Here is a 19,194-nt window from a genome sequence, read left to right as displayed (position 1 = left end):
CGAGCAGGAGCGCCGCGTGATCCCTGAGGACCTGTACTACAGCGAAGAGCACGAGTGGGTGCGCGTGGAGGGCGACGTCCTCGTCGTCGGCATCACCGACTTCGCGCAGGACCAGCTCGGCGACATCGTCTACGTCGACCTGCCCGACGTCGGCGACGAGGTCCAGGCCGGCTCGGTCGTGGGGGAGCTGGAGTCGACCAAGTCGGTCAGCGACGTCTTCAGCCCGGTCAGCGGCGAGGTCGTGGCCCGCAACGAGAGCCTCGACGGTGCCTCCGAGGTCATCAACTCCGACCCCTACGGCGAGGGCTGGCTGTTCAAGGTGCGGGCCTCCGAGGACGACGCCACCGGCGCGCTGCTCGGCCCCGAGCAGTACACGGCTCTCGTCTCGTCCTGAGGTCGGGCCGGACCACCCGGCCCGACCTGGCGCGGGTGCTAGGTTGGTCACGTCGACCCTCGACCCCGGGGTGAGACCTCGCAGACCCGCTTCACGGCCCAGCCCCACCCTTCGAGCACACCACCCTTCGAGCCCACCACCCTTCGAGCACAGCCAGGAGTGATCCGATGACCTCGCCCGGTCCCGAGCACGGCAACATCCCGGACGAGACCACGCACATCCCGCTCATCGACGCCGACACCGAGGAGATGACGTCGGCTGACGTCGACGCGGTGGAGAACCTGCCGGCGGGCAGCGCGATGCTGCTGGTGCAGCGCGGTCCTGGCGCGGGGGCGCGCTTCCTGCTCGACACCGACTCGGTGTCGGTCGGGCGCCACCCCGACAGCGACATCTTCCTCGACGACATCAGCGTCTCGCGTCGCCACGCGGTGTTCAGCCGGTCCGGCCGGGGCTACGTCGTCAGCGACCTGGGCAGCCTGAACGGCACCTACGTCAACCGCGACCGCATCGACGGCGACATCGCGCTCGGTGGCGGCGACGAGGTCCAGATCGGCAAGTACCGGCTCATCTACTTCGCGGGCGCGCAGCGGGGCCAGGCGTGACCCAGCCGCTGCCGGAGACGGCTCGGCTCGGGATCGGCAAGGTCCTGGGGGAGCTCCGCGAGGAGTTCCCGTCGCTGACCATCAGCAAGATCCGCTACCTCGAGCGGGAGGGTCTGCTCGAGCCGGAGCGGACACCCTCGGGGTACCGCAAGTTCTCCTTCGACGACGTCGAGCGGCTCCGGTTCGTGCTGCGCCAGCAGAAGCGCTACTGGCCGTTGAGCGCGATCCGTCAGGCGCTCGACGAGATGGACCGCGGCCTCGTGCCGCAGACCGACCTCGACGGCAACGTCCGCGTGCCGGAGGTCTCGAGCGACGCCGACGGACTCCCGACGCCGGGTGCCTTCCTGGAGGGGCGCAGCCGGATGCGGCTGAGCCGCGAGGAGGTGCTGGAGAGCACGGGCGCGAGCGAGGAGCTGCTCGCCCAGGTCGAGGAGCACGGTCTGCTCGAGCGCCGGCCCGGCCAGCACGCGTACGACGGCGACGACCTCGTCGTGGTCGACGCGGTCGTGCGGCTGTCCGCGCTCGGCGTGGAGCCGCGTCACCTGCGCGCGGTGCGCACGGCGGCGGAGCGTGAGTCCGACCTGCTGGGCCGCGCGGTCCCGGAGCGTCGTCGTCGTGAGGACAAGGCAGCGGCGGCTGAGCAGCTGGGGGAGCTGGCCGCCCTCCTGATGCGTCTGCACACGGTGCTCCTGCGGCACCGGCTCCGGGACTGACCATGCGCGAGCTCGACGTCCTCGGCGTCCGGGTGGAGATGCCCACCAAGCAGCCACTCGTGCTCCTGCGTGAGAGCGAGGGTGCGCGCTACCTCCCCATCTGGATCGGTGCGGTCGAGGCGTCGGCCATCGCCTTCGCCCAGCAGGACGAGGCGACGCCGCGTCCGCTGACCCACGTCCTCATGCAGCGGGTCGTGGAGGCGCTCGGCGACGAGCTCGTCGAGATCCACATCGTCGACGTCGAGGACGGCGTGTTCTTCGCCACCCTGGTGTTCGCCTCGGGCGCGACGGTCGACGCCCGTCCGTCCGACGCCATCGCGCTCGCGCTGCGCTGCGGGGCCCGGATCCTGTGCACGGAGGACGTGCTCGACGAGGCCGGCATCGCGTCGACGCGCGAGGAGGACGAGCAGGTGGAGCGGTTCCGCACGTTCCTCGACCACGTGGAGCCCGAGGACTTCGCCTGACCCGGGGTCAGCGCCTGAACCCTCAACCCTCACGCAAGGGTTGCGACACGCCGTCGCAGTGATTGACCGGAGTCCGCCCCGGGCCTACCGTGAGAGCACTGCCGCACGCGAACACCGTTGTAGTTTCGCCGAGGTGGTCTTCCCCCTCACCCTTGTCTGGAAGGCGAGACCCGATGATCGAGCGACGCGACGACGACACGACGGCCCTGGAGGCCGCCGAGGCCGCGGCGCAGGCCGGCGACCAAGGCCTGCTGTTCACCGACGACGTCGAGCCGCTCCCGCGCGACACGGGCTTCCGCGGTCCGACCGCCTGCAGCGCGGCCGGCATCACCTACCGCCAGCTCGACTACTGGGCCCGGACGAAGCTGGTCGAGCCGACCGTCCGCTCGGCGACGGGGTCGGGCACGCAGCGCCTGTACTCCTTCAAGGACATCCTGCTGCTCAAGATCATCAAGCGACTTCTCGACGCCGGCGTCTCGCTGCAGCAGATCCGCACCGCCGTCGAGCACCTGCGCGAGCGCGGCACCGACGACCTCACCCAGGTGACGCTCATGAGCGACGGCGCCAGCGTCTACGAGTGCCGCTCCGCCGACGAGGTCATCGACCTGCTCCAGGGCGGACAGGGCGTCTTCGGCATCGCCATCGGCGGTGTCTGGAAGGAGATCGAGGGGTCGCTGCACGAGCTGCCGAGCGAGCGCTCGGTCGCCCCCGAGACCGCCGACGACGAGCTGTCGGCGCGTCGTCGTGCCCGTCTGACCAGCTGACGGGCGCCACGCTGGTACCGTAGGACCGCTGTCGACCACGCGTGGGAGAGATCGCCCAGGCGGCGCCGAAGGGGCAATTCCTCCCCGGAACCTCTCAGGCACCACGGACCATGCGGACGAGGCCACCCTGGAGCGCACGTCACCGTGCGGACGTGACAGGAGGGGAGGGAAACCAGACCTCGATCCCTGGAGTCCCTGCATGTCCTCTGACGCCCCCTCGACGACCAGCCCGCTGACGGCGCCCACCGACGTCTTCGTCGACCGCCACATCGGCCCGCGTGCCAGCGACCAGCAGGCCATGCTGGAGCGCATCGGCCACCCGTCCCTCGACTCGCTCATGCAGGCCGCCGTCCCGGAGTCGATCCGCGCGACGTCGGCGCCGGCGCTCCCTGCGGCGCTCAGCGAGCAGGCCGCGCTCGGCACGCTGAAGGCGCTGGCCTCCCGCAACAACCCGGGCGTCTCGATGATCGGCCTCGGCTACCACCCCACCGTGACGCCGGCCGTCATCCGCCGCAACGTGCTGGAGGACCCCGCCTGGTACACGGCCTACACGCCGTACCAGCCCGAGATCTCCCAGGGCCGGCTCGAGGCGCTGCTGAACTACCAGACGATGGTCGCCGACCTGACCGGCCTGACCACCGCGAACGCCTCCCTGCTCGACGAGGGCACCGCGGCCGCCGAGGCGATGACCCTCGTGCGCCGCGCCGCGCGTGGCAAGGACCTGCGCCCCCTCGTGCTCGACACCCGGCTCCTGCCGCAGACGCTCGCCGTCGTGCGCACCCGGGCCGAGGCGCTGGGCATCGAGCTCCTCGACGTCGACCTCGGCACCGACGACGTGCCCGCGGACGTCGCAGGCGCGATCATCGCCTACCCCGCGGCCGACGGAGCCGTCACCGACCCGTCCCGTGCCATCGAGGCGGTCCACGCGGCGGGTGGCCTGGCCGTCGTCGTCGCCGACCCGCTCGCCCTGGTGCTGCTGCGCTCGCCCGGCTCGCTGGGCGCCGACGTCGTCGTCGGCTCGTCCCAGCGCTTCGGCGTCCCCATGTTCTACGGCGGACCGCACGCCGGGTTCATGGCCGTGCGCGACGGGCTCGAGCGGCACCTGCCCGGGCGCCTCGTCGGCGTCTCGGTCGACAAGGACGGACGTCCGGCGTACCGCCTGGCGCTGCAGACCCGCGAGCAGCACATCCGCCGCGAGAAGGCGACCTCGAACATCTGCACGGCGCAGGTGCTGCTGGCCGTGACGGCGTCGATGTACGCCGTGTACCACGGCGCCGAGGGACTGCGCCGGATCGCGCAGCACGTCCACACCGCCGCGACGTCGTTCGCGGCAGGCCTCGTGGCCGGAGGCATCGAGGTGCTGCACGAGACGTACTTCGACACCGTGGTCGCCCGGGTGCCCGGCGAGGCCGACGCGGTCGTCGGCCGGGCGCGCGCCGAGGGGATCCACCTGCGCAGGGTCGACGCCGACCACGTGGCGGTCTCGACCTCGGAGGTCACCACCGTGCCGCACCTGCAGGCCGTGTGGCGGGCGTTCGGGGTGGCCGGCTCCCACCAGGGTCCCGCCGCCGACGCGCTGCCCGAGGCCCTCGTCCGCGACGACGCGATCCTCACCCACCCGGTGTTCTCCGAGCACCGCAGCGAGACCCAGCTGCTGCGCTACCTGCGCACGCTGAGCGACCGCGACTACGCGCTGGACCGCGGGATGATCCCGCTGGGCTCGTGCACCATGAAGCTGAACGCGACCGCCGAGATGGAGCCGATCAGCTGGCCCGGCTTCGCCGACCTGCACCCCTTCGTGCCGGCCGAGGACGCCGCGGGCATGATCGAGCTCGTCGAGACGCTCGAGTCCTGGCTCGCCGCGGTCACCGGCTACGCAGCCGTCTCCGTGCAGCCGAACGCCGGCTCGCAGGGCGAGCTGGCCGGTCTGCTCGCCATCCGCGCGTGGCACCGCAGCAACGGCGCCGAGCGTCGCGACGTCTGCCTGATCCCGAGCTCGGCGCACGGCACCAACGCCGCCTCGGCCGTGATGGCCGGCATGCGGGTCGTGATCGTCAAGGCCACCGAGATCGGGGAGGTCGACCTCGACGACCTGCGCGCGGTCTGCGCCGAGCACGCCGACGACCTCGCGGCGATCATGGTGACCTACCCGTCGACGCACGGCGTCTACGAGGACGGCATCACCGAGCTGTGCGACGTCGTGCACGCCGCCGGCGGCCAGGTCTACGTCGACGGCGCCAACCTCAACGCGCTCCTCGGCCACGCCGAGCCCGGCACCTTCGGCGGCGACGTCTCGCACCTGAACCTGCACAAGACGTTCTGCATCCCGCACGGTGGCGGCGGTCCCGGCGTGGGCCCGGTCGCGGTGGCCGAGCACCTGGTGCCGTTCCTGCCGAGCCACCCGCTGCACCCGGTCGTCGCGAAGCGCGACGGCATCGGCGCGATCAGCGCGGCACCGTACGGCTCGGCGGGCATCCTGCCGATCCCGTTCGCCTACGTGTCGATGATGGGCGCGCAGGGACTCACCGACGCCACGTCGGTGGCCGTCCTCTCGGCCAACTACGTCGCCGCCCGGCTGAAGGACGCCTTCCCGGTGCTCTACACCGGACGGTCCGGTCTGGTCGCGCACGAGTGCATCCTCGACGTCCGCGGCATCACCAAGGAGACCGGTGTCACCGTCGACGACGTCGCGAAGCGTCTCGTCGACTACGGGTTCCACGCGCCCACCATGAGCTTCCCGGTCGCGGGCACGCTCATGGTCGAGCCCACCGAGTCCGAGGACCTCGCCGAGCTCGACCGCTTCTGCGACGCGATGCTCGCCATCCGCGCGGAGATCGACCAGGTCGCGGCGGGGGAGTGGCCCGAGGGCGACAACCCCCTGGCGCAGGCTCCGCACGCGGCCCGCGAGCTGCTCGACTGGCAGCACGCCTACCCGGTCGCCACGGGCGTGTTCCCCACGGGCAGCACCCAGGACAAGTACTTCCCGCCGGTGGGCCGCATCGACCAGGCCTACGGCGACCGCAACCTGACCTGCTCCTGCCCGCCCGTCGAGGCCTTCGCCTGAGCCGTGGCCCGGCGGCGCGGCTCAGGCCGTGGCGCCGGGCAGCGGCGTGTCGTCGACCTGGATGTCGAACCTGACCCGCTTGCCGCTCACGGACGTGACCGTGAGCGTCAGGCCGAACCGGGTGTCGCCGTCGACGAGCGTGCAGCGCATCGTGCGGTCGACCTCGCCCACGAGCCGGCCGGGACAGTCGATGCGGTCGGGCGCACGGCCGTACTTCTCGCGCAGGCTGTCCATCACCTGCTGCTCGACCTGCCGCTCCGGCATGCTGCCGACGCGGCCCGCCCTCACCTCGACGCTGCAGGCCGCGGCGACGAGCAGACCGACCAGCACGAGCACGGCTGTGGCGCGACGACGCATGACGCTCCTCCAGGGTCGGGTGCGGCCCCACGATACCCACGCCACACGCGGGAGGACGTGACCTGCACCCAGGACCTGGACTAGTGTCTGACATGTTCGTCCAGAGGGGGTGGGCTCATGTCCTTCGAGGTGGTTCCGACCGAGCTGCGCGCGGCGGCCGAGACGCTGCGCACCGAGGTCGACCCGTTCGCCGGGTTCACCGTGCTGCAGGTCTGCTACGCCGACACCGCGCTCGGGCACGTCGAGCTCGACACCTGGATGACGACGATCGCCGGGCAGGTCGACGACGCCGCCGCGCAGCTGCGCGAGGCCATGGTGGGCATCGCGGGCGCCCTCGACTACGTCGCGTCGCGCTACGAGAGCACCGACGACCAGGTCGCGCAGTGCTTCGCCCAGGACCCGATCACGGCCCTGGGCCTGCCCGAGGGGTTCGACCCCGGGCCGCCGCGGATCGGCCCGGCGGTGCCGTTGCAGGGCTCGGGCACGGGAGGACAGCCGTGACCCTCGTCGCCGGTGCGTCCCTCGGCAGCACCGACGACCCCACGGCGCTCGTCGTCGGCAGCGTCGAGACCGTCGAGAGCATCGCCACCCGGTTCTCCGACACCGCGAGCGACGTCGACGCCCGCCGCACCGCGCTGTCGCGCGTCCGTGCCGCCTCGTGGACCGGTGTCGCGGCCGACGCCTGGGAGACCCGGATGGGCGAGGAGCTGACCCGCTTCACCCGGCTCGTGGAGGTGCTCGAGACCGCGGCGACCGCGTTCACCGGCTACGCCGGCGCCCTGCGGACCGCACAGGACCGCGCCCGCGAGGCGATCGAGACCTGGGACCGCGGGGAGCAGGCCACCGAGACCGCGACGCAGGCGTTCAACCGCGACGTCGACGCCTACAACGAGGCGATCCGCAGCGGTGGCCCCCTCCCGCCGCACCCGGGCACGTTCGTCGACCCCGGCCAGGACCTGCGCGACGAGGCCGAGGAGATCCTCTCCGACGCGCGCGACACCCTCGACGCGGCGGGCACCGACGCCGTGCGCGCGCTCGGCGGACTGCCGGGGTCGCGCACCGAGGGCAACGCCAGCTGGTTCGGCGTCGAGCACGAGGTCTCCGGCCCCACGTTCACCTGGGACGCCTTCTCCCAGGCGTTCGGCGACCGCCGCACCGGCGACTACCGCGACGCCGAGCACAGCGACGCGGGCCTCAGCTTCGGCAGTATCAGCGGCGACGCCTGGGTCTACCGCGCGCAGGGAGGCTGGGAGGACTACATCGCCGGGGGACGTGCCACCGCCGACGGCGAGTTCCGCTTCCTCACCGCGGACGGTTCTGCCGGCGGCAGCCTGACCCCCGAGGGCCTCCGCCTCAACGCTGACGGCACGCTCACGCTGCTCGGCGCGTCCGGCGAGTTCGAGCACGCCTGGGAGCACGGCCACTACGGCGCGTCGGCCGAGGGCTCCGTCGAGGCGTCGGCCGAGGGGCACGCCGACGTCGGCGCGACCGGTGTGCACGTCGGCGGCGAGGTGTTCGCCGGCGCACGGATCGCGGGGGACCTCGAGGGCGGGCTCTTCGGCATCACCGCCCGCGGCACGGCCGAGGGCTGGGCCGGCGCGGGCGCCGGTGCCGACGGCGTGCTCGGCTACGATGACGGCGTCTTCCGCCTGAGCGGCTCCGGGGGAGCGGCCTGGGGACTGGGCGGCAAGCTCGGGCTCGACCTCGAGGTCGACGTGCCCGAGCTGGTGGAGTCGCTCGACAGCGGCGTCACCGCCCTGACGGACCTGCTCCCATGACGTCCTGCACGACCGCCCCCGTGACCGCCCGAGGAGAGGACCGGCCGTGGCCCAGCTGCCCATCGACCTGACGCTGAGGCTGCCCGACCCCGCGTGGATCGTGGCCGACCCCGCCGAGCTCGGTCTCCCCGGGGCGGCGTTCGCGGCGACCCGGCCCGAGCCGGGCGGCGTGTTCGCGCCCCTGCTGACCGTCTCGGGCGGTCTGCGCGACGCAGGCGAGGACGTGGCCGTGGTGGCCGACGAGTCCCTCGCCGTGTTCGCCGAGCAGGTCGCGGACGCCGAGGTCGTCGACCGCGTGACGTCGGGGACGCCGACCGCGCCCGGGGTCTCCCAGGTGCTCGCCGGCCGGACCCCGCTGCAGGGTCGCCAGCGCGAGGTGCGCCAGGCGCAGGTCGTGGCGACGGCTCCCACGCGGGACGGCGACCGTCGCGCGGTGGTCGTCTTCACGCTCACCTGTCTCGCGGAGCAGCTCGGCACCCTCGGCCCGCAGCTGCAGTCGTTCGTGGCGTCGGCGCGTCCCGAGGGCGCCTGAGCGCTCGAGGCCGGCGCGTCAGCCGGGCGGGAGCACGCCGGTCAGCCAGAGCACCAGGACCACCAGCCCGCCGATGACGAGTCCGCCGACCGCGATGCCGGCGAAGACCAGACCGACCAGCTCGGCACCGCCGCGCACGACCCGCAGACCCACCTGCCGTGCCGCGAGGGTGACGAGCTCGCGTCCCTCCTGGGGCGCGAAGCGCAGGTCGGCGACCTTGACGGGCATCCCGTGCTCGTCGAGCCCCCAGACCTTCTCGACGCCGAGCGCGATCGTGCGTCCCCGTTCCACCGACGCGGAGCCGGCCAGTGCCGGCGCTCCCGCGACCCAGTCGACGCGGCGCACGACGTCGGTGACGGCGACGCCGTCGCCCCGGGGGCGCACCTCGTGGATCACCGTCCGCTCGATGCCGGCCGCCCCGAGGACCGTCCGCCAGCGACGGTCGGCGAGGTCGAGGCGCAGGTCGAAGCCGTCGTCGACGACGTCGACGACGTACGGCGTGTCCTCCACCGCGTCCCGGACGGCCTGCAGGAGGAGGTCCATGGCGGGCGTCATGCTCGGCTCCGGCTCATGGGCCCGATCCTAGGACGCCGTCGGCACCGAGGCGGTCTGCCACCACGACACGACCCGGTCCACGACCACGCCCGGGTGCTTGACCCAGCGCACGTGGTCCGTGGTCCCCCCGTCGGGGACGGCGTCGCGCGTGTAGACCCAGCGGGTCACGGAGGCGGGGTCCAGGAACTGCTCGACGAAGCGCTTGTTGGCGGCGGAGACGGCGTAGGCGTCACCCTGCAGGTGCACCACGAGCGTCGGCGTGGTGACCAGTCCGCCGACGTCGAAGGGCGGGCGACCGGTACGGACGAAGCGTGCCCACTCGCGCATGAGCGTCCGCGCACCGGGTGCGCCGAAGGCGGGCTTCGGCAGGTGACCGAGCCCCTGCGTCAGCAGCGGGATCGCCGACGCGAACGCCAGCATGGGCAGGCCGCCATAGGGGTAGAAGCGGTGGTGCGGGGTGGAGGCGCCCACCATCACGAGCCCGTCGGCAAGCACCGCGGCGTCGTCGCGCTGCTGGAGCCCGACCGCCAGCTGCGCGCCGAGGCTGTGGCCGAGCAGGAGCACCGGACGCCCCGGCTCGGCGCTGCGCGCGGACCGGACGGCGTCGGCGAGGTCGTCGATCTCGTCGGCGTACGACCAGTCGCTCGCGCGCGAGGCGGGCGGGGCGCCGGGCTCGAAGCCGCGCCGGCCCAGCGCCTGCGCCGACCAGCCGACGTCCTCGAACGCCGTGACGAGCGGACGGTAGAAGCGCGACGGCACCGCCATCGCGGGGGACACGAGCACGTGCGGGTTCACGTCGACCATGGTCCCGCAGCCGTGTCGTCGGGTGGTGGAGGGGTCAGACCGGCATCGCGGCGACCGGGTCGGTCGTCGGAGCCGGCGAGCCGCCGTCGGGCTCGACCGTGACCGCGAAGGCGTCGCTGCCCGCGATGTCCTGCGCGTAGAGCATGCCGGCACCGCTGCCGAGCACGCCCAGGGAGCGCGGCACACCGTCGTGCATCGCCCACACCTGGTAGACGTGACCGTCGTCGAGCGGCTTGAGGTCGGAGCCCATCACGACGGCGGCGTCGTGGGAGGGCGAGGCGACGACGCGCATCGTGCCGCCCGTGCGGACCTTCCCGTCGAGCATGGTGGCGTCGCCCGCGACCATCACCGAGCTGATCCGCGCGCTGTCGGCCTGCAGGCTGTCGGCGCGCTGGTGCTCGGAGACGTAGCCGCCGACCGCGCCGGCGGCCACGAGGACGGAGGCGGCGACCAGCAGGCGCGGGCCGGCACGGCGGATGCGGCCGCGCTGCGCGAGCGTCGTGACGACCGGACGCTCCTGCGCAGTCGCGCTGACCTCGGCCAGCAGACGCGCGCGGAGCGCAGGCGGAGGCGTGTCGGCCTCGGCCTCGGCGAGGCGGAGAGCCGTGAGGTGGAAGCCGCGCAGCTCCTGGCGGCACTCCGCGCACTGGTCGAGGTGGCCCTCGAACCGGGCCCGCTCGTGCGGGTCGAGCGCGTCGAGCGCGTAGGGGGCGGCGAGGGTGTGCAGATCGTGCGTCATGAGACCTCCACTCCCATGCAGTCACGCAGCCGGACGAGTCCGTCGCGCATGCGCGTCTTGACGGTGGCGGGGTTGGCGCCGAGCACCTGCGCGACCTCGGCGTAGGTGTACCCCTGGTAGTAGGCGAGGTTGACGGCCTCGCGCTGCAGCTCGGTCAGGCCCTCGAGGCAGCGGCGTACCTGCTCGTGCTCGAGTCGGACGGTCACGGTCTCCAGCACCTGGTCGTGGTCGACGCCGGGCGACCAGTCGTAGCTGTTCTCGCGGTTGGTGGCGGCCTGGTCGTGACGGACCGCGTCGACCGCGCGACGGTGGGCGAGCGTGAGCACCCAGCTCTTGGCGGTGCCGCGCGCCGGGTCGAACCTCGCCGCGGTCTGCCAGACCTGGAGGAACACCTCCTGGGCGACCTCCTCGGCCCGGGCGGGGTCGCGGATGACGCGACGGGCCATGCCGAACACGGTCGCACCGAGGACGTCGTAGAGAGCGGCGAACGCGGCCTCGTCGCCCCGGGCGACACGGACGAGCAGGTCGTCGGGGTCGACCGTCTGCGCGGTCTCCGGAACCGCGGCCAGGCGATCGGCTGCTGACTGGCTCATGCGCGACTCCTTCCCGAACAAGCTTCTACGGGCCATTCGCGGCTGCCTCCGGGGTGGATGGGTCGAGCGGGGAAGAGTTCTCGATCACATCCTAGGGAGGCCCTCCCACGCTCCGGCTGCAGCCTCAGGGCCCCTGTGCCACGGTGGTCCGATGAGCGAGGAACCGCGTGAGCCGCGGCTGGACGCGATCCACGTGCCGGAACGGCCCCGGGCCGTCGTGCTGGTGCTGCACGGTGGTCAGCAGCGCAGCACCCAGCCGGTACGCAACCGCAACGCGAGCTGGTGGCGGATGCTGCTCGTCGCCAAGGCGCTGCGCCCGACGGCACGCCGCGAGCACCTGGCGGTGCACCTGCTGCAGCACCGCGTGCGGGGCTGGAACGACGACCGCGACCCGTCTCCCGTGCGCGACGCACGATGGGCGCTGGACCGGCTGCGTGAGCAGCACGGCGACCTGCCGGTCGTGCTCGTGGGCCACTCGATGGGCGGACGCACCGCGTGCCGCACGGCGGACGACCGCTCCGTCGTCGGCGTCGTCGGCCTCGCGCCGTGGCTGCCGGCCGGCGAGCCGCACCGCGTACTGGCAGGCCGGGCGCTGCACGTGCTGCACGGGCCCCGGGACCGGTGGACGTCCGCCGCCCTGAGCCGGACCTTCGTCGAGCGATGCCGCCCGATCGCGACCGAGGCGACGTGGACGGCGCTCCCGGGTGCGGGGCACTACATGCTGCGCCAGGTGTCGACGTGGAACGGCTTCGTGGAAGACTCGACCCTGCGGATCCTGGGCGCCGACGCCCGGGAGTCCCGCGACACCGACGAGCCGACCAGAGGACCAGCCTGACGTGACCGACACGATCGCCTACGGCGTCGCCCTGCTGGCGCTGCTGGTGGCCGTGTTCGCGGCGACGCACACCGTGCGGGACGCGCCGTTCGGCAACCCGTTGTTCTACGCGGTGTCGGTCCTGGAGCTGGTGCTGGTCGTCGCCATGGTCGGCGGCTTCGTGGCGCTCGCGCAGACCGACCGCGACGTGTCGGGCGGGCTGTACGTGTCGTACTGGCTCACGGTGGTGGTCCTCCCGCCGGCCGCGGTGCTGTGGGGGATCGCCGAGAAGAGCCGGTGGGGCACCGGCGTCGTCGTCGTCGCACTGCTCACCGTGGCCGCGCTGATGGTGCGGCTGCTGGGGATCTGGAAGGGCACCTATGTCTGAGCACGTCTCTCCCGACCACGCGACCTCGGACGAGAGCCGCGCCGGCCGGACCTCGACCGGCCCGGGCCGGGCGCTCGTGGCCGTCTACGCCGTCTTCGCGATCGCGGCGACGGCCCGCTCGGTCTACCAGCTGGTCGTCAAGGCCGACGAGGCTCCCGTCGCCTACGCCCTGTCGGCACTCGCGGGGGTGGTGTACGTGCTCGCCACGTTCGCCCTCGCGACGGACCGCCACCGGCTCGCCGTGGGTGCCGTCCTGTTCGAGCTGGTCGGCGTGCTGGGCGTCGGCCTGCTGACGCTCCTCGACGGCGAGCTGTTCCCGGACGCCACCGTGTGGTCCGACTTCGGCGCCGGGTACGGCTACGTGCCGCTCGTGCTGCCGTTCGTCGGGCTGTGGTGGCTGCGCCGCACCCGCCGCCGGGCCTGAGCCGTCAGCGCCAGGCGGGGGAGAGGCGCACGACCTCGCCCACCACGGTGACGGCGGGCGAGCCCACCCCGACCTCGACGCAGCGCTGGGCGATCGTCGCCAGGGTGCCCACGGTGACCCGCTGGTCGGGCGAGCAGCCGCGCTCCACGACCGCGACGGGGGTCGTGGGTCGGTGGCCGGCCGCGACCAGCTCCTCGGCGGTCGTGGCCAGGCGTCGCACGCCCATGAGGAGCACGATGGTGTGCCCGGGGGAGGTCGGCAGCTCGCCGACGGCGTCGTGCGCGGTGACGACGCTGAAGCCCGTCGCGACGCCCCGGTGGGTCACGGGGATGCCGGCCGCCGCCGGGACCGCGATGGCGCTCGTGACCCCGGGGACGACCTCCACCGGCACCCCCGCCGCCTCGCACGCCTGACGCTCCTCGCCACCGCGGCCGAGCACGTACGGGTCGCCGCCCTTGAGCCGGACGACGAGCTTGCCGGCGAGGGCGCGGTCGACCAGGATCCGGTTGATCTCGTCCTGCGGGACCGGGTGGTGGTCGGGCAGCTTGCCGACGTCGACCACCTCGACGTCCGGGGCGAGCTCGTCGAGCGCGTCGAGCGGTGCGAGCCGGTCGACGACGACCACGTCGGCCTCGGCCAGCAGTCGTCGACCACGCGTGGTGAGCAGGTCGGCGTCGCCCGGCCCGCCGCCCACGAGGGCGACCGAGCCCTCCGGGTGGTGGGTCCGGTGCCGCAACGGCAGGTCCCCGGACTGCAGCGCCGTCGCGACGGCGTCGCGCAGCACCGACGCCCGGCGCGCGTCACCACCACCGCTCACGGCGACGTGCACGTCGTCGACGGAGGCCACCGCCGGCATCCACGCGGTCGCGTGGTCGGGGTCGCCGCCCTTGAGGCACCACACCCTGGCCTGCTCGGCGTCGGCCGCCACCTGGTCGTCGACGGGGCTGTCGGTGGCGGTCTGCACCAGCCAGGCACCGTCGAGGTCGCCGGTGCGGTACCCGCGCTCGACCCAGGTCAGGCGGCCGAGGTCGGCGAGCTCGCGGATGCGGGCGCTGACCTCGGGCGCGACGACCACGACGTCGGCGTCGGCGCCCAGCAGGGCGTGGACGCGGCGCGAGGCCACCGTGCCGCCACCGACCACCACGACGCGGCGGCCCTCCGGACGCAGGGTGAGGGGGAGAGGCACGCTCAGACCGTAGCGGTCGCGAGCAGCGCGTCGCCGACCATGCCCGCGGCCAGGGTCGTGCCGTCCTGCGCGTCGACGAGGAGGAACGACCCGCCCGCCCGGGCGTGCAGGTACTCCTCGGCCGCGATGGGGGACGCCAGGCGCAGCGTCACGTGCCCGATGTCGTTGAGCTCGAGGGAGTCCGCCGGCTCGAGCGTCGCCGCGTCGAGGTCGAGACGGCCCTTGATCTCGGTGACCATGGCCTGCACGGTGCGGGTGCCGTGCTTCAGCAGCACCTTCGTGCGGCCGGCCAGCCGGTGGTCGGCGAGCCAGGCCACCGTGCCCTCGACGTCCTGCGTGACGGCCGGGACGCTGCGGGAGGTGACGATGAGGTCGCCGCGCGAGACGTCCACGTCGTCGGTCAGGCGCAGCGTGACCGACTGGGGTGCGAACGCGACGTCGAGCTCGCCGTCGGCGGTGTCGATGCCGGCGACGGTGCTGGTGCGCCCGCTCGGCAGGACCGTGACGGGGTCGCCCGGGCGCACGAGGCCCGACGCGACCTGGCCCGCGTAGCCGCGGTAGTCGCGGTGCTCGTCGCCGCCCGCGGCCTGCGGACGGATGACGAGCTGCACGGGGAAGCGCAGCGGCTCGGAGTGCGGCTCGCCGGCCGGCTCGAGCGTCTCCAGGAACGTGAGCACGCTCGGCCCGTCGTACCAGGGCGTGCGAGCGGAGCTGTCGACGACGTTGTCGCCGTCGAGGGCGGACACGGGGATCGTGGTCACGTCGGTCAGCCCGAGCGACGTGGCGACGTCGAGCACCTCGGACGCGACCCGGTCGTACGTGGCCTCGTCGAAGTCGACGAGGTCGATCTTGTTGACCACGACGACGACGTGCGGGACCCGCAGGAGCGAGGCGACCGCCAGGTGGCGGCGGGTCTGCTCCTGCACGCCCTTGCGGGCGTCGACGAGCAGCACGATGACGTCGGCCGTGCTGGCGCCGGTGACGGTGTTGCGCGTGTACTGCACGTGACCGGGGCAGTCGGCGAGGATGAACGACCGCTCGGCGGTCGCGAAGTAGCGGTAGGCGACGTCGATCGTGATGCCCTGCTCACGCTCGGACCGCAGCCCGTCGGTCAGCAGCGCGAGGTCGGCCGAGGCGAGCCCCCGGTCGCGGCTGACCCGCTCGACCGCGTCGAACTGGTCGGCCAGCACCGACTTGGAGTCGTAGAGCAGCCGACCGACGAGGGTGGACTTGCCGTCGTCGACCGATCCGGCGGTCGCCAGCCGGAGGACGGTCTTGGTGGGCGAGGTGGTGGCGGCCATCAGAAGTAGCCCTCCTTCTTCCGGTCCTCCATGGCTGCCTCGGACGCCCGGTCGTCGGCACGGGTGGCGCCGCGCTCGGTCAACCGCGTGGCGGCCACCTCGACGACGACGTCCTCGACGGTCGCGGCGTCGCTCTCGACCGCGCCGGTGCACGACATGTCGCCCACGGTGCGGTAGCGGACCAGACGTCGCTCGACGGACTCGCCGGGTCGCGGCTGGGAGACCTCGGTGACGGCGACGAGCATGCCGTCGCGCTCGAACACGTCGCGCTCGTGCGCGTAGTACAGCTCGGGGAGCTCGATGCCCTCGGCGGCGATGTACTGCCAGACGTCGAGCTCGGTCCAGTTGCTCAGCGGGAAGACCCGCACGTGCTCGCCCGGGCGGTGCCGACCGTTGTACAGGTTCCACAGCTCGGGGCGCTGGTTGCGGGGGTCCCACTGGCCGAACTCGTCGCGCAGGCTGAACACGCGCTCCTTGGCGCGCGCCTTCTCCTCGTCACGGCGACCGCCGCCGAAGACGGCGTCGAACTTGTGGTCGGTGATGCCATCGAGCAGCGGCTGCGTCTGCAGCTGGTTGCGGGTGCCGTCGCTGCGCTCGCGCAGGCGGCCGTCGTCGAGGTAGTCCTGGACGGAGGCGACGACGAGCCGCAGCCCGAGGCGCTCGACCGTCGCGTCGCGGAACGCGAGCACCTCCGGGAAGTTGTGCCCGGTGTCGACGTGCATGACGGGGAAGGGCACCGGCGCGGGCCAGAAGGCCTTCGTCGCCAGGTGCAGCATCACCACCGAGTCCTTGCCGCCGGAGAACAGGAGCACCGGACGCTCGAACTCGGCCGCGACCTCGCGGATGATGTGGATCGCCTCGGACTCGAGCCAGGCGAGCTGGTCGAGGCGGTAGGTCGGACGTCCGGCGGTGCCGGGCGTCTCGTCGACGACGGTCATGCGTTCCTTCGGGTTCGGGCGGTCGCGGTGGTGCAGGTCAGGTGTGCAGGCCGCACTCGGTCTTGTCGAGGCCGGCCCAGCGGCCGGCGCGCGGGTCCTCACCGGGTGCGACGCGGCGGGTGCACGGGGCGCAGCCGATCGACGGGTAGCCGTCGTTGACCAGCGGGTTGACGATCACGTCGTGCTCGTCGGCGTAGGCGAGCAGGTCGTCGAAGGTCCAGGCGGCGAGCGGGTTGACCTTCACGAGGCCGTTCTTCTCGTCCCAGGTGACGAGCGGCGTCTCCGCGCGGGTGGGTCCCTCGTCGCGGCGCACGCCGGTGATCCAGACCTCGTACTCACCGAGCGTGCGCGTGAGGGGCTCGACCTTGCGCAGGTGGCAGCACAGGCCCGGGTCGCGGGCGAACAGGTCCTTGCCGTGCTCCGCGTCCTGCTCGGCGACGGTCTTGCGCGGCAGCACGTCGACGATGGTGAGCTCCATCGACGACTCGACGGCGTCGCGCGTGCCGATGGTCTCGGCGAAGTGGTAGCCGGTCTCGAGGAACAGAGTGTCGACCCACGGGAGGTGGCGGGCCACGACGTGCGGCAGCACCGCGTCGGCCATCGAGCAGGCGACGGCGGTGCGGTAGCCGAACTCCTCGGCGACCCAGGCGAGGACCTCGTCGGTGCCGGTCGTCGACGGGTCGAGCGCGGCGAAGCGCTCCGCCGCCTCCTCGGCCACGGCACGCAGCGTGTCGGCGTCGCGACGGGGACCGAGGACGGTGTCGCGGGTGCGGTGGTGCTCCTCGCGGGCAGCGTCGTGGGCGAGCTGGCGCGCACGACGCTCCGCGAGCGTCGGACCGGCTGACGGGGTGGACTCGGACATGTCTGAAGCGTAGTCCGCCGTCCCGAGGCGTGAGAACGCACGACGCATCGTGGACGGGTGGGCTAGGACACCTCGCCGGCTGGGCGGCCCATCGCCCGGAAGCGGCGGTCGACGAGCGGGGCGAGCGTGATCACCAGGTAGAGCACGCCCGCCGACGTCAGCGCGGCCCCGACGTCGAGGACGGCGAGCAGCCCGCTGCCGACCAGCCCGCCGAGGGGCATCAGCGCCCACGCCACCGCGGTCGACATGGCCGACACCCGTCCGACGAGCGGGGTCGGGATGCGTTCGAAGAACACCGCACCGACGACCGGGTTCAGGAAGCCCGAGGCCAGGCCGGCCACGGCCATGACGACCACCGGCAGGGTGAGGTCCTGCGACCACGCGAGCACCAGGAACCGGGGGAGTCCGCACACGAGGAAGGCGACGACGTAGACCGTGAAGCGCGGCATCCGTGCGGCCCAGGCCGCCGCGACGAGCGATCCGACGACCGACGTGCCGGACATGACCGCGAGCAGCAGGCCCACGGCACCGACCCCCGCCCCGGTCTCGACCGCCCAGACGGGCAGCAGCACGGCGGTGAAGGCCACGTCGAGGAGGTTGGTGCAGGCGATCATGACCGTCAGCGCCAGCACGACGGGCTCGCCGCGCAGGAACCGCCAGCCCGCGCGCAGGCGGAGCAGGTAGGACACGTCGTCGGTGTCGGTCGAGCCGTGGCCGACCGTGCGCAGGCCGACGCCCAGGACGAGCGCGGCGAGCGCGAACCCGGCGGCGTTCACCACGAGGGCGTCGGCCGCGCCGACGAGGGCCACGAGCCCGGCGGCGACAGCCGCCCCGACCAGGCTCGACGTCCGCTCGATCGTCGACGAGAGCCCGGTGATCCGTTCGAGCGGCTGTCCGGTCGCCTCGGCGAGGGCCGGGACCAGGCTGTCCCGCGCGGCGTCGGCAGGTCCTCGCAGCAGCCCGACGACGGCGACGAGCGCGAGGAGCGTGGGCAGGGCGAGCGCGTCGAGGTGGTGCAGGGCGGGGATGGCGAGCACCGGGAGGACGCTCGCCGCGTCGCAGGCCACCGCCACCCGCCGCGCGCCGAGCCGGTCGATGAGCGGGCCCGACAGCACCTTGGCCACCACCAGAGGGGTGAGCTCCGCGAACGCCACCAGGCCGGCCGCCGTGGGGGACCCGGTGGTGGTCAGCGCCAGCCACGGCAGCGCGACCGCGGCGAGCCGGGTGCCGGTGAGGGCCATCGCGTCGGCGACCAGCCAGGCGAGCAGCGCGCGCCGGCCGGCGGGCGCGGACGCGGAGCTGGGGGCGGGGGTGCGCGCGGTCTGCGTCACGCGTCGGTCACGCTCCCGGGCCAGGGGTGCGCGTGCAGCCGCACGACCACCGGACGCGCGTCGGGATGGTCCTCGTCGTCGACGTCCTCGAGCTCGGCCTCCAGCCGCTCCACGAGTCGCTGCAGGGTCTCTGGCCGCAGCCGCCGCACGTAGTCGCTGAGCGTCGACGCCGCGCGCCACGCCTCCGGCAGCAGCGGGTGCTCCTCGACCGCGCGCTGCATCCCCTCCGCGTGCACGACGGCGACGGCCTGGGCGAACGCGTCGACCGCCGCACGCCCCTCCATGTCGTCCGGGCTGCCGGTGGAGGTGCTGCGGTGCACCGCACGCCAGCGTCGGGTGCGGGCGTCGGTGTCGTCGCCCGCGTCGGCCACGAACCCGTGGACGGCGAGCTGGCGCAGGTGGTACGACGTGGCGCCGGAGGACGTACCGGTCCGGACGGCGAGGTCGGTCGCGGTGGCCGGACCGTCGACGCGCAGCAACCCGAGCAGCCGCAGTCGCAGCGGGTGGCTCAGCGCACGGAGGGCGGTGGGGGACGGGGTCACGTGCTCGGCGGTCACCCGGTCAGCGTAGATCGCAAAGGCTTCTTTGCAA

The 19,194-nt window shown here is 73.4% G+C and carries 23 protein-coding genes and 1 riboswitch; of the genes, 12 read left to right on the top strand and 11 right to left on the bottom strand.

Annotated elements, in window-relative coordinates:
• Window positions 1-16 precede the first annotated feature (16 nt).
• The 6 genes from gcvH (at window position 17) to gcvP (ending at window position 6,001) form a co-directional block, all read left to right on the top strand.
• On the top strand, window positions 17-394 hold the full coding sequence (gene gcvH, locus QE370_RS13915; RefSeq protein WP_253024975.1) for a glycine cleavage system protein GcvH: 378 nt from the start codon (window positions 17-19) through the stop codon (window positions 392-394).
• Between the two features lie 167 nt (window positions 395-561).
• A complete protein-coding gene (locus tag QE370_RS13910) occupies window positions 562-996 on the top strand; it encodes an FHA domain-containing protein (protein ID WP_253024973.1) in 435 nt (144 codons plus the stop codon).
• Window positions 993-1,709, top strand: a complete 717-nt coding sequence (locus QE370_RS13905) for a MerR family transcriptional regulator (RefSeq protein WP_253024972.1) — start codon at window positions 993-995, stop codon at window positions 1,707-1,709. The genes QE370_RS13910 and QE370_RS13905 overlap by 4 nt, the downstream gene beginning before the upstream one ends.
• A gap of 2 nt (window positions 1,710-1,711) precedes the next feature.
• The gene (locus QE370_RS13900) at window positions 1,712-2,173 is read left to right on the top strand and encodes a bifunctional nuclease family protein (RefSeq protein WP_253024970.1); all 462 of its coding nucleotides are present in this window, start codon (window positions 1,712-1,714) and stop codon (window positions 2,171-2,173) included.
• 173 nt (window positions 2,174-2,346) lie between these two features.
• Entirely contained in the window at window positions 2,347-2,937 is a 591-nt protein-coding gene (locus QE370_RS13895; RefSeq protein WP_253024968.1) for a MerR family transcriptional regulator, read from the top strand.
• A 32-nt stretch (window positions 2,938-2,969) separates the two neighbouring features.
• Window positions 2,970-3,058: riboswitch (glycine riboswitch) on the top strand.
• A gap of 78 nt (window positions 3,059-3,136) precedes the next feature.
• Entirely contained in the window at window positions 3,137-6,001 is a 2,865-nt protein-coding gene (gene gcvP / locus QE370_RS13890; RefSeq protein ID WP_253024966.1) for an aminomethyl-transferring glycine dehydrogenase, read from the top strand.
• A 21-nt stretch (window positions 6,002-6,022) separates the two neighbouring features.
• Here gcvP and QE370_RS13885 read toward each other — a convergent pair whose 3' ends face one another.
• Window positions 6,023-6,358: a DUF4333 domain-containing protein gene (locus QE370_RS13885; RefSeq protein ID WP_253024964.1), complete on the bottom strand. Its 336-nt coding sequence runs from the start codon at window positions 6,356-6,358 to the stop codon at window positions 6,023-6,025.
• Between the two features lie 117 nt (window positions 6,359-6,475).
• Between QE370_RS13885 and QE370_RS13880 the strand changes: the two genes are divergently transcribed.
• From QE370_RS13880 to QE370_RS13870, 3 genes are read left to right on the top strand one after another with little or no spacing between them, the layout of a single operon-like run.
• Entirely contained in the window at window positions 6,476-6,859 is a 384-nt protein-coding gene (locus tag QE370_RS13880; protein WP_067857311.1) for a hypothetical protein, read from the top strand.
• Window positions 6,856-8,136 (top strand): WXG100 family type VII secretion target, encoded by a 1,281-nt coding sequence (locus tag QE370_RS13875; RefSeq protein WP_253024961.1) that lies wholly within the window; start codon window positions 6,856-6,858, stop codon window positions 8,134-8,136. The genes QE370_RS13880 and QE370_RS13875 overlap by 4 nt, the downstream gene beginning before the upstream one ends.
• 46 nt (window positions 8,137-8,182) lie before the next feature.
• Window positions 8,183-8,668 (top strand): hypothetical protein, encoded by a 486-nt coding sequence (locus tag QE370_RS13870; RefSeq protein ID WP_309634698.1) that lies wholly within the window; start codon window positions 8,183-8,185, stop codon window positions 8,666-8,668.
• A gap of 18 nt (window positions 8,669-8,686) precedes the next feature.
• On the opposite strand, the gene QE370_RS13865 is transcribed toward QE370_RS13870, so the two are convergent.
• Genes QE370_RS13865 through sigK form a run of 4 tightly spaced genes read right to left on the bottom strand, consistent with a single transcriptional unit; the run spans window position 8,687 to window position 11,359 of the window.
• A complete protein-coding gene (locus QE370_RS13865) occupies window positions 8,687-9,223 on the bottom strand; it encodes a hypothetical protein (protein WP_309634697.1) in 537 nt (178 codons plus the stop codon).
• Between the two features lie 27 nt (window positions 9,224-9,250).
• Window positions 9,251-10,018: an alpha/beta fold hydrolase gene (locus tag QE370_RS13860; protein ID WP_253024955.1), complete on the bottom strand. Its 768-nt coding sequence runs from the start codon at window positions 10,016-10,018 to the stop codon at window positions 9,251-9,253.
• Between the two features lie 43 nt (window positions 10,019-10,061).
• Window positions 10,062-10,766 carry an anti-sigma factor domain-containing protein gene (locus QE370_RS13855; RefSeq protein ID WP_253024953.1) on the bottom strand — a complete coding sequence of 235 codons (705 nt, stop codon included), beginning with the start codon at window positions 10,764-10,766 and terminating at the stop codon, window positions 10,062-10,064.
• Window positions 10,763-11,359, bottom strand: coding sequence for an ECF RNA polymerase sigma factor SigK (sigK, locus tag QE370_RS13850; RefSeq protein ID WP_253024952.1), 597 nt, complete (start codon window positions 11,357-11,359; stop codon window positions 10,763-10,765). Before sigK ends, QE370_RS13855 begins: the two co-directional genes overlap by 4 nt.
• A gap of 151 nt (window positions 11,360-11,510) precedes the next feature.
• Between sigK and QE370_RS13845 the strand changes: the two genes are divergently transcribed.
• The 3 genes from QE370_RS13845 to QE370_RS13835 are packed head-to-tail and all read left to right on the top strand — an operon-like array spanning window position 11,511 to window position 12,985.
• The gene (locus QE370_RS13845) at window positions 11,511-12,194 is read left to right on the top strand and encodes an alpha/beta fold hydrolase (protein ID WP_309634696.1); all 684 of its coding nucleotides are present in this window, start codon (window positions 11,511-11,513) and stop codon (window positions 12,192-12,194) included.
• 1 nt (window position 12,195) lies between these two features.
• Window positions 12,196-12,561 carry a hypothetical protein gene (locus QE370_RS13840; RefSeq protein ID WP_253024950.1) on the top strand — a complete coding sequence of 122 codons (366 nt, stop codon included), beginning with the start codon at window positions 12,196-12,198 and terminating at the stop codon, window positions 12,559-12,561.
• Entirely contained in the window at window positions 12,554-12,985 is a 432-nt protein-coding gene (locus QE370_RS13835; RefSeq protein ID WP_253024949.1) for a hypothetical protein, read from the top strand. The genes QE370_RS13840 and QE370_RS13835 overlap by 8 nt, the downstream gene beginning before the upstream one ends.
• 4 nt (window positions 12,986-12,989) lie before the next feature.
• On the opposite strand, the gene cobA is transcribed toward QE370_RS13835, so the two are convergent.
• From cobA to QE370_RS13805, 6 genes are all read right to left on the bottom strand, one after another.
• Window positions 12,990-14,171, bottom strand: a complete 1,182-nt coding sequence (gene cobA / locus QE370_RS13830; RefSeq protein ID WP_309634695.1) for a uroporphyrinogen-III C-methyltransferase — start codon at window positions 14,169-14,171, stop codon at window positions 12,990-12,992.
• Window positions 14,172-14,173: 2 nt separating this feature from the next.
• Entirely contained in the window at window positions 14,174-15,472 is a 1,299-nt protein-coding gene (locus QE370_RS13825; RefSeq protein ID WP_309634694.1) for a GTP-binding protein, read from the bottom strand.
• Window positions 15,472-16,410, bottom strand: coding sequence for a sulfate adenylyltransferase subunit CysD (cysD, locus tag QE370_RS13820; protein WP_253024946.1), 939 nt, complete (start codon window positions 16,408-16,410; stop codon window positions 15,472-15,474). Before cysD ends, QE370_RS13825 begins: the two co-directional genes overlap by 1 nt.
• Window positions 16,411-16,447: 37 nt before the next feature.
• Window positions 16,448-17,272, bottom strand: a complete 825-nt coding sequence (locus tag QE370_RS13815) for a phosphoadenylyl-sulfate reductase (RefSeq protein WP_309634693.1) — start codon at window positions 17,270-17,272, stop codon at window positions 16,448-16,450.
• Between the two features lie 62 nt (window positions 17,273-17,334).
• Complete coding sequence (locus QE370_RS13810; protein WP_309634692.1) at window positions 17,335-18,603, bottom strand: MFS transporter; 1,269 nt, start codon at window positions 18,601-18,603, stop codon at window positions 17,335-17,337.
• Window positions 18,600-19,160 carry a helix-turn-helix domain-containing protein gene (locus QE370_RS13805; protein ID WP_309634691.1) on the bottom strand — a complete coding sequence of 187 codons (561 nt, stop codon included), beginning with the start codon at window positions 19,158-19,160 and terminating at the stop codon, window positions 18,600-18,602. The genes QE370_RS13810 and QE370_RS13805 overlap by 4 nt, the downstream gene beginning before the upstream one ends.
• Window positions 19,161-19,194: the final 34 nt, after the last annotated feature.

Origin of the sequence: Aeromicrobium sp. SORGH_AS_0981 (assembly GCF_031453195.1) — a bacterium.
GTDB lineage: Bacteria > Actinomycetota > Actinomycetes > Propionibacteriales > Nocardioidaceae > Aeromicrobium.
Note: the sequence above shows the minus strand (reverse complement) of the source record. Positions and strands in the feature narration are given on the sequence as shown.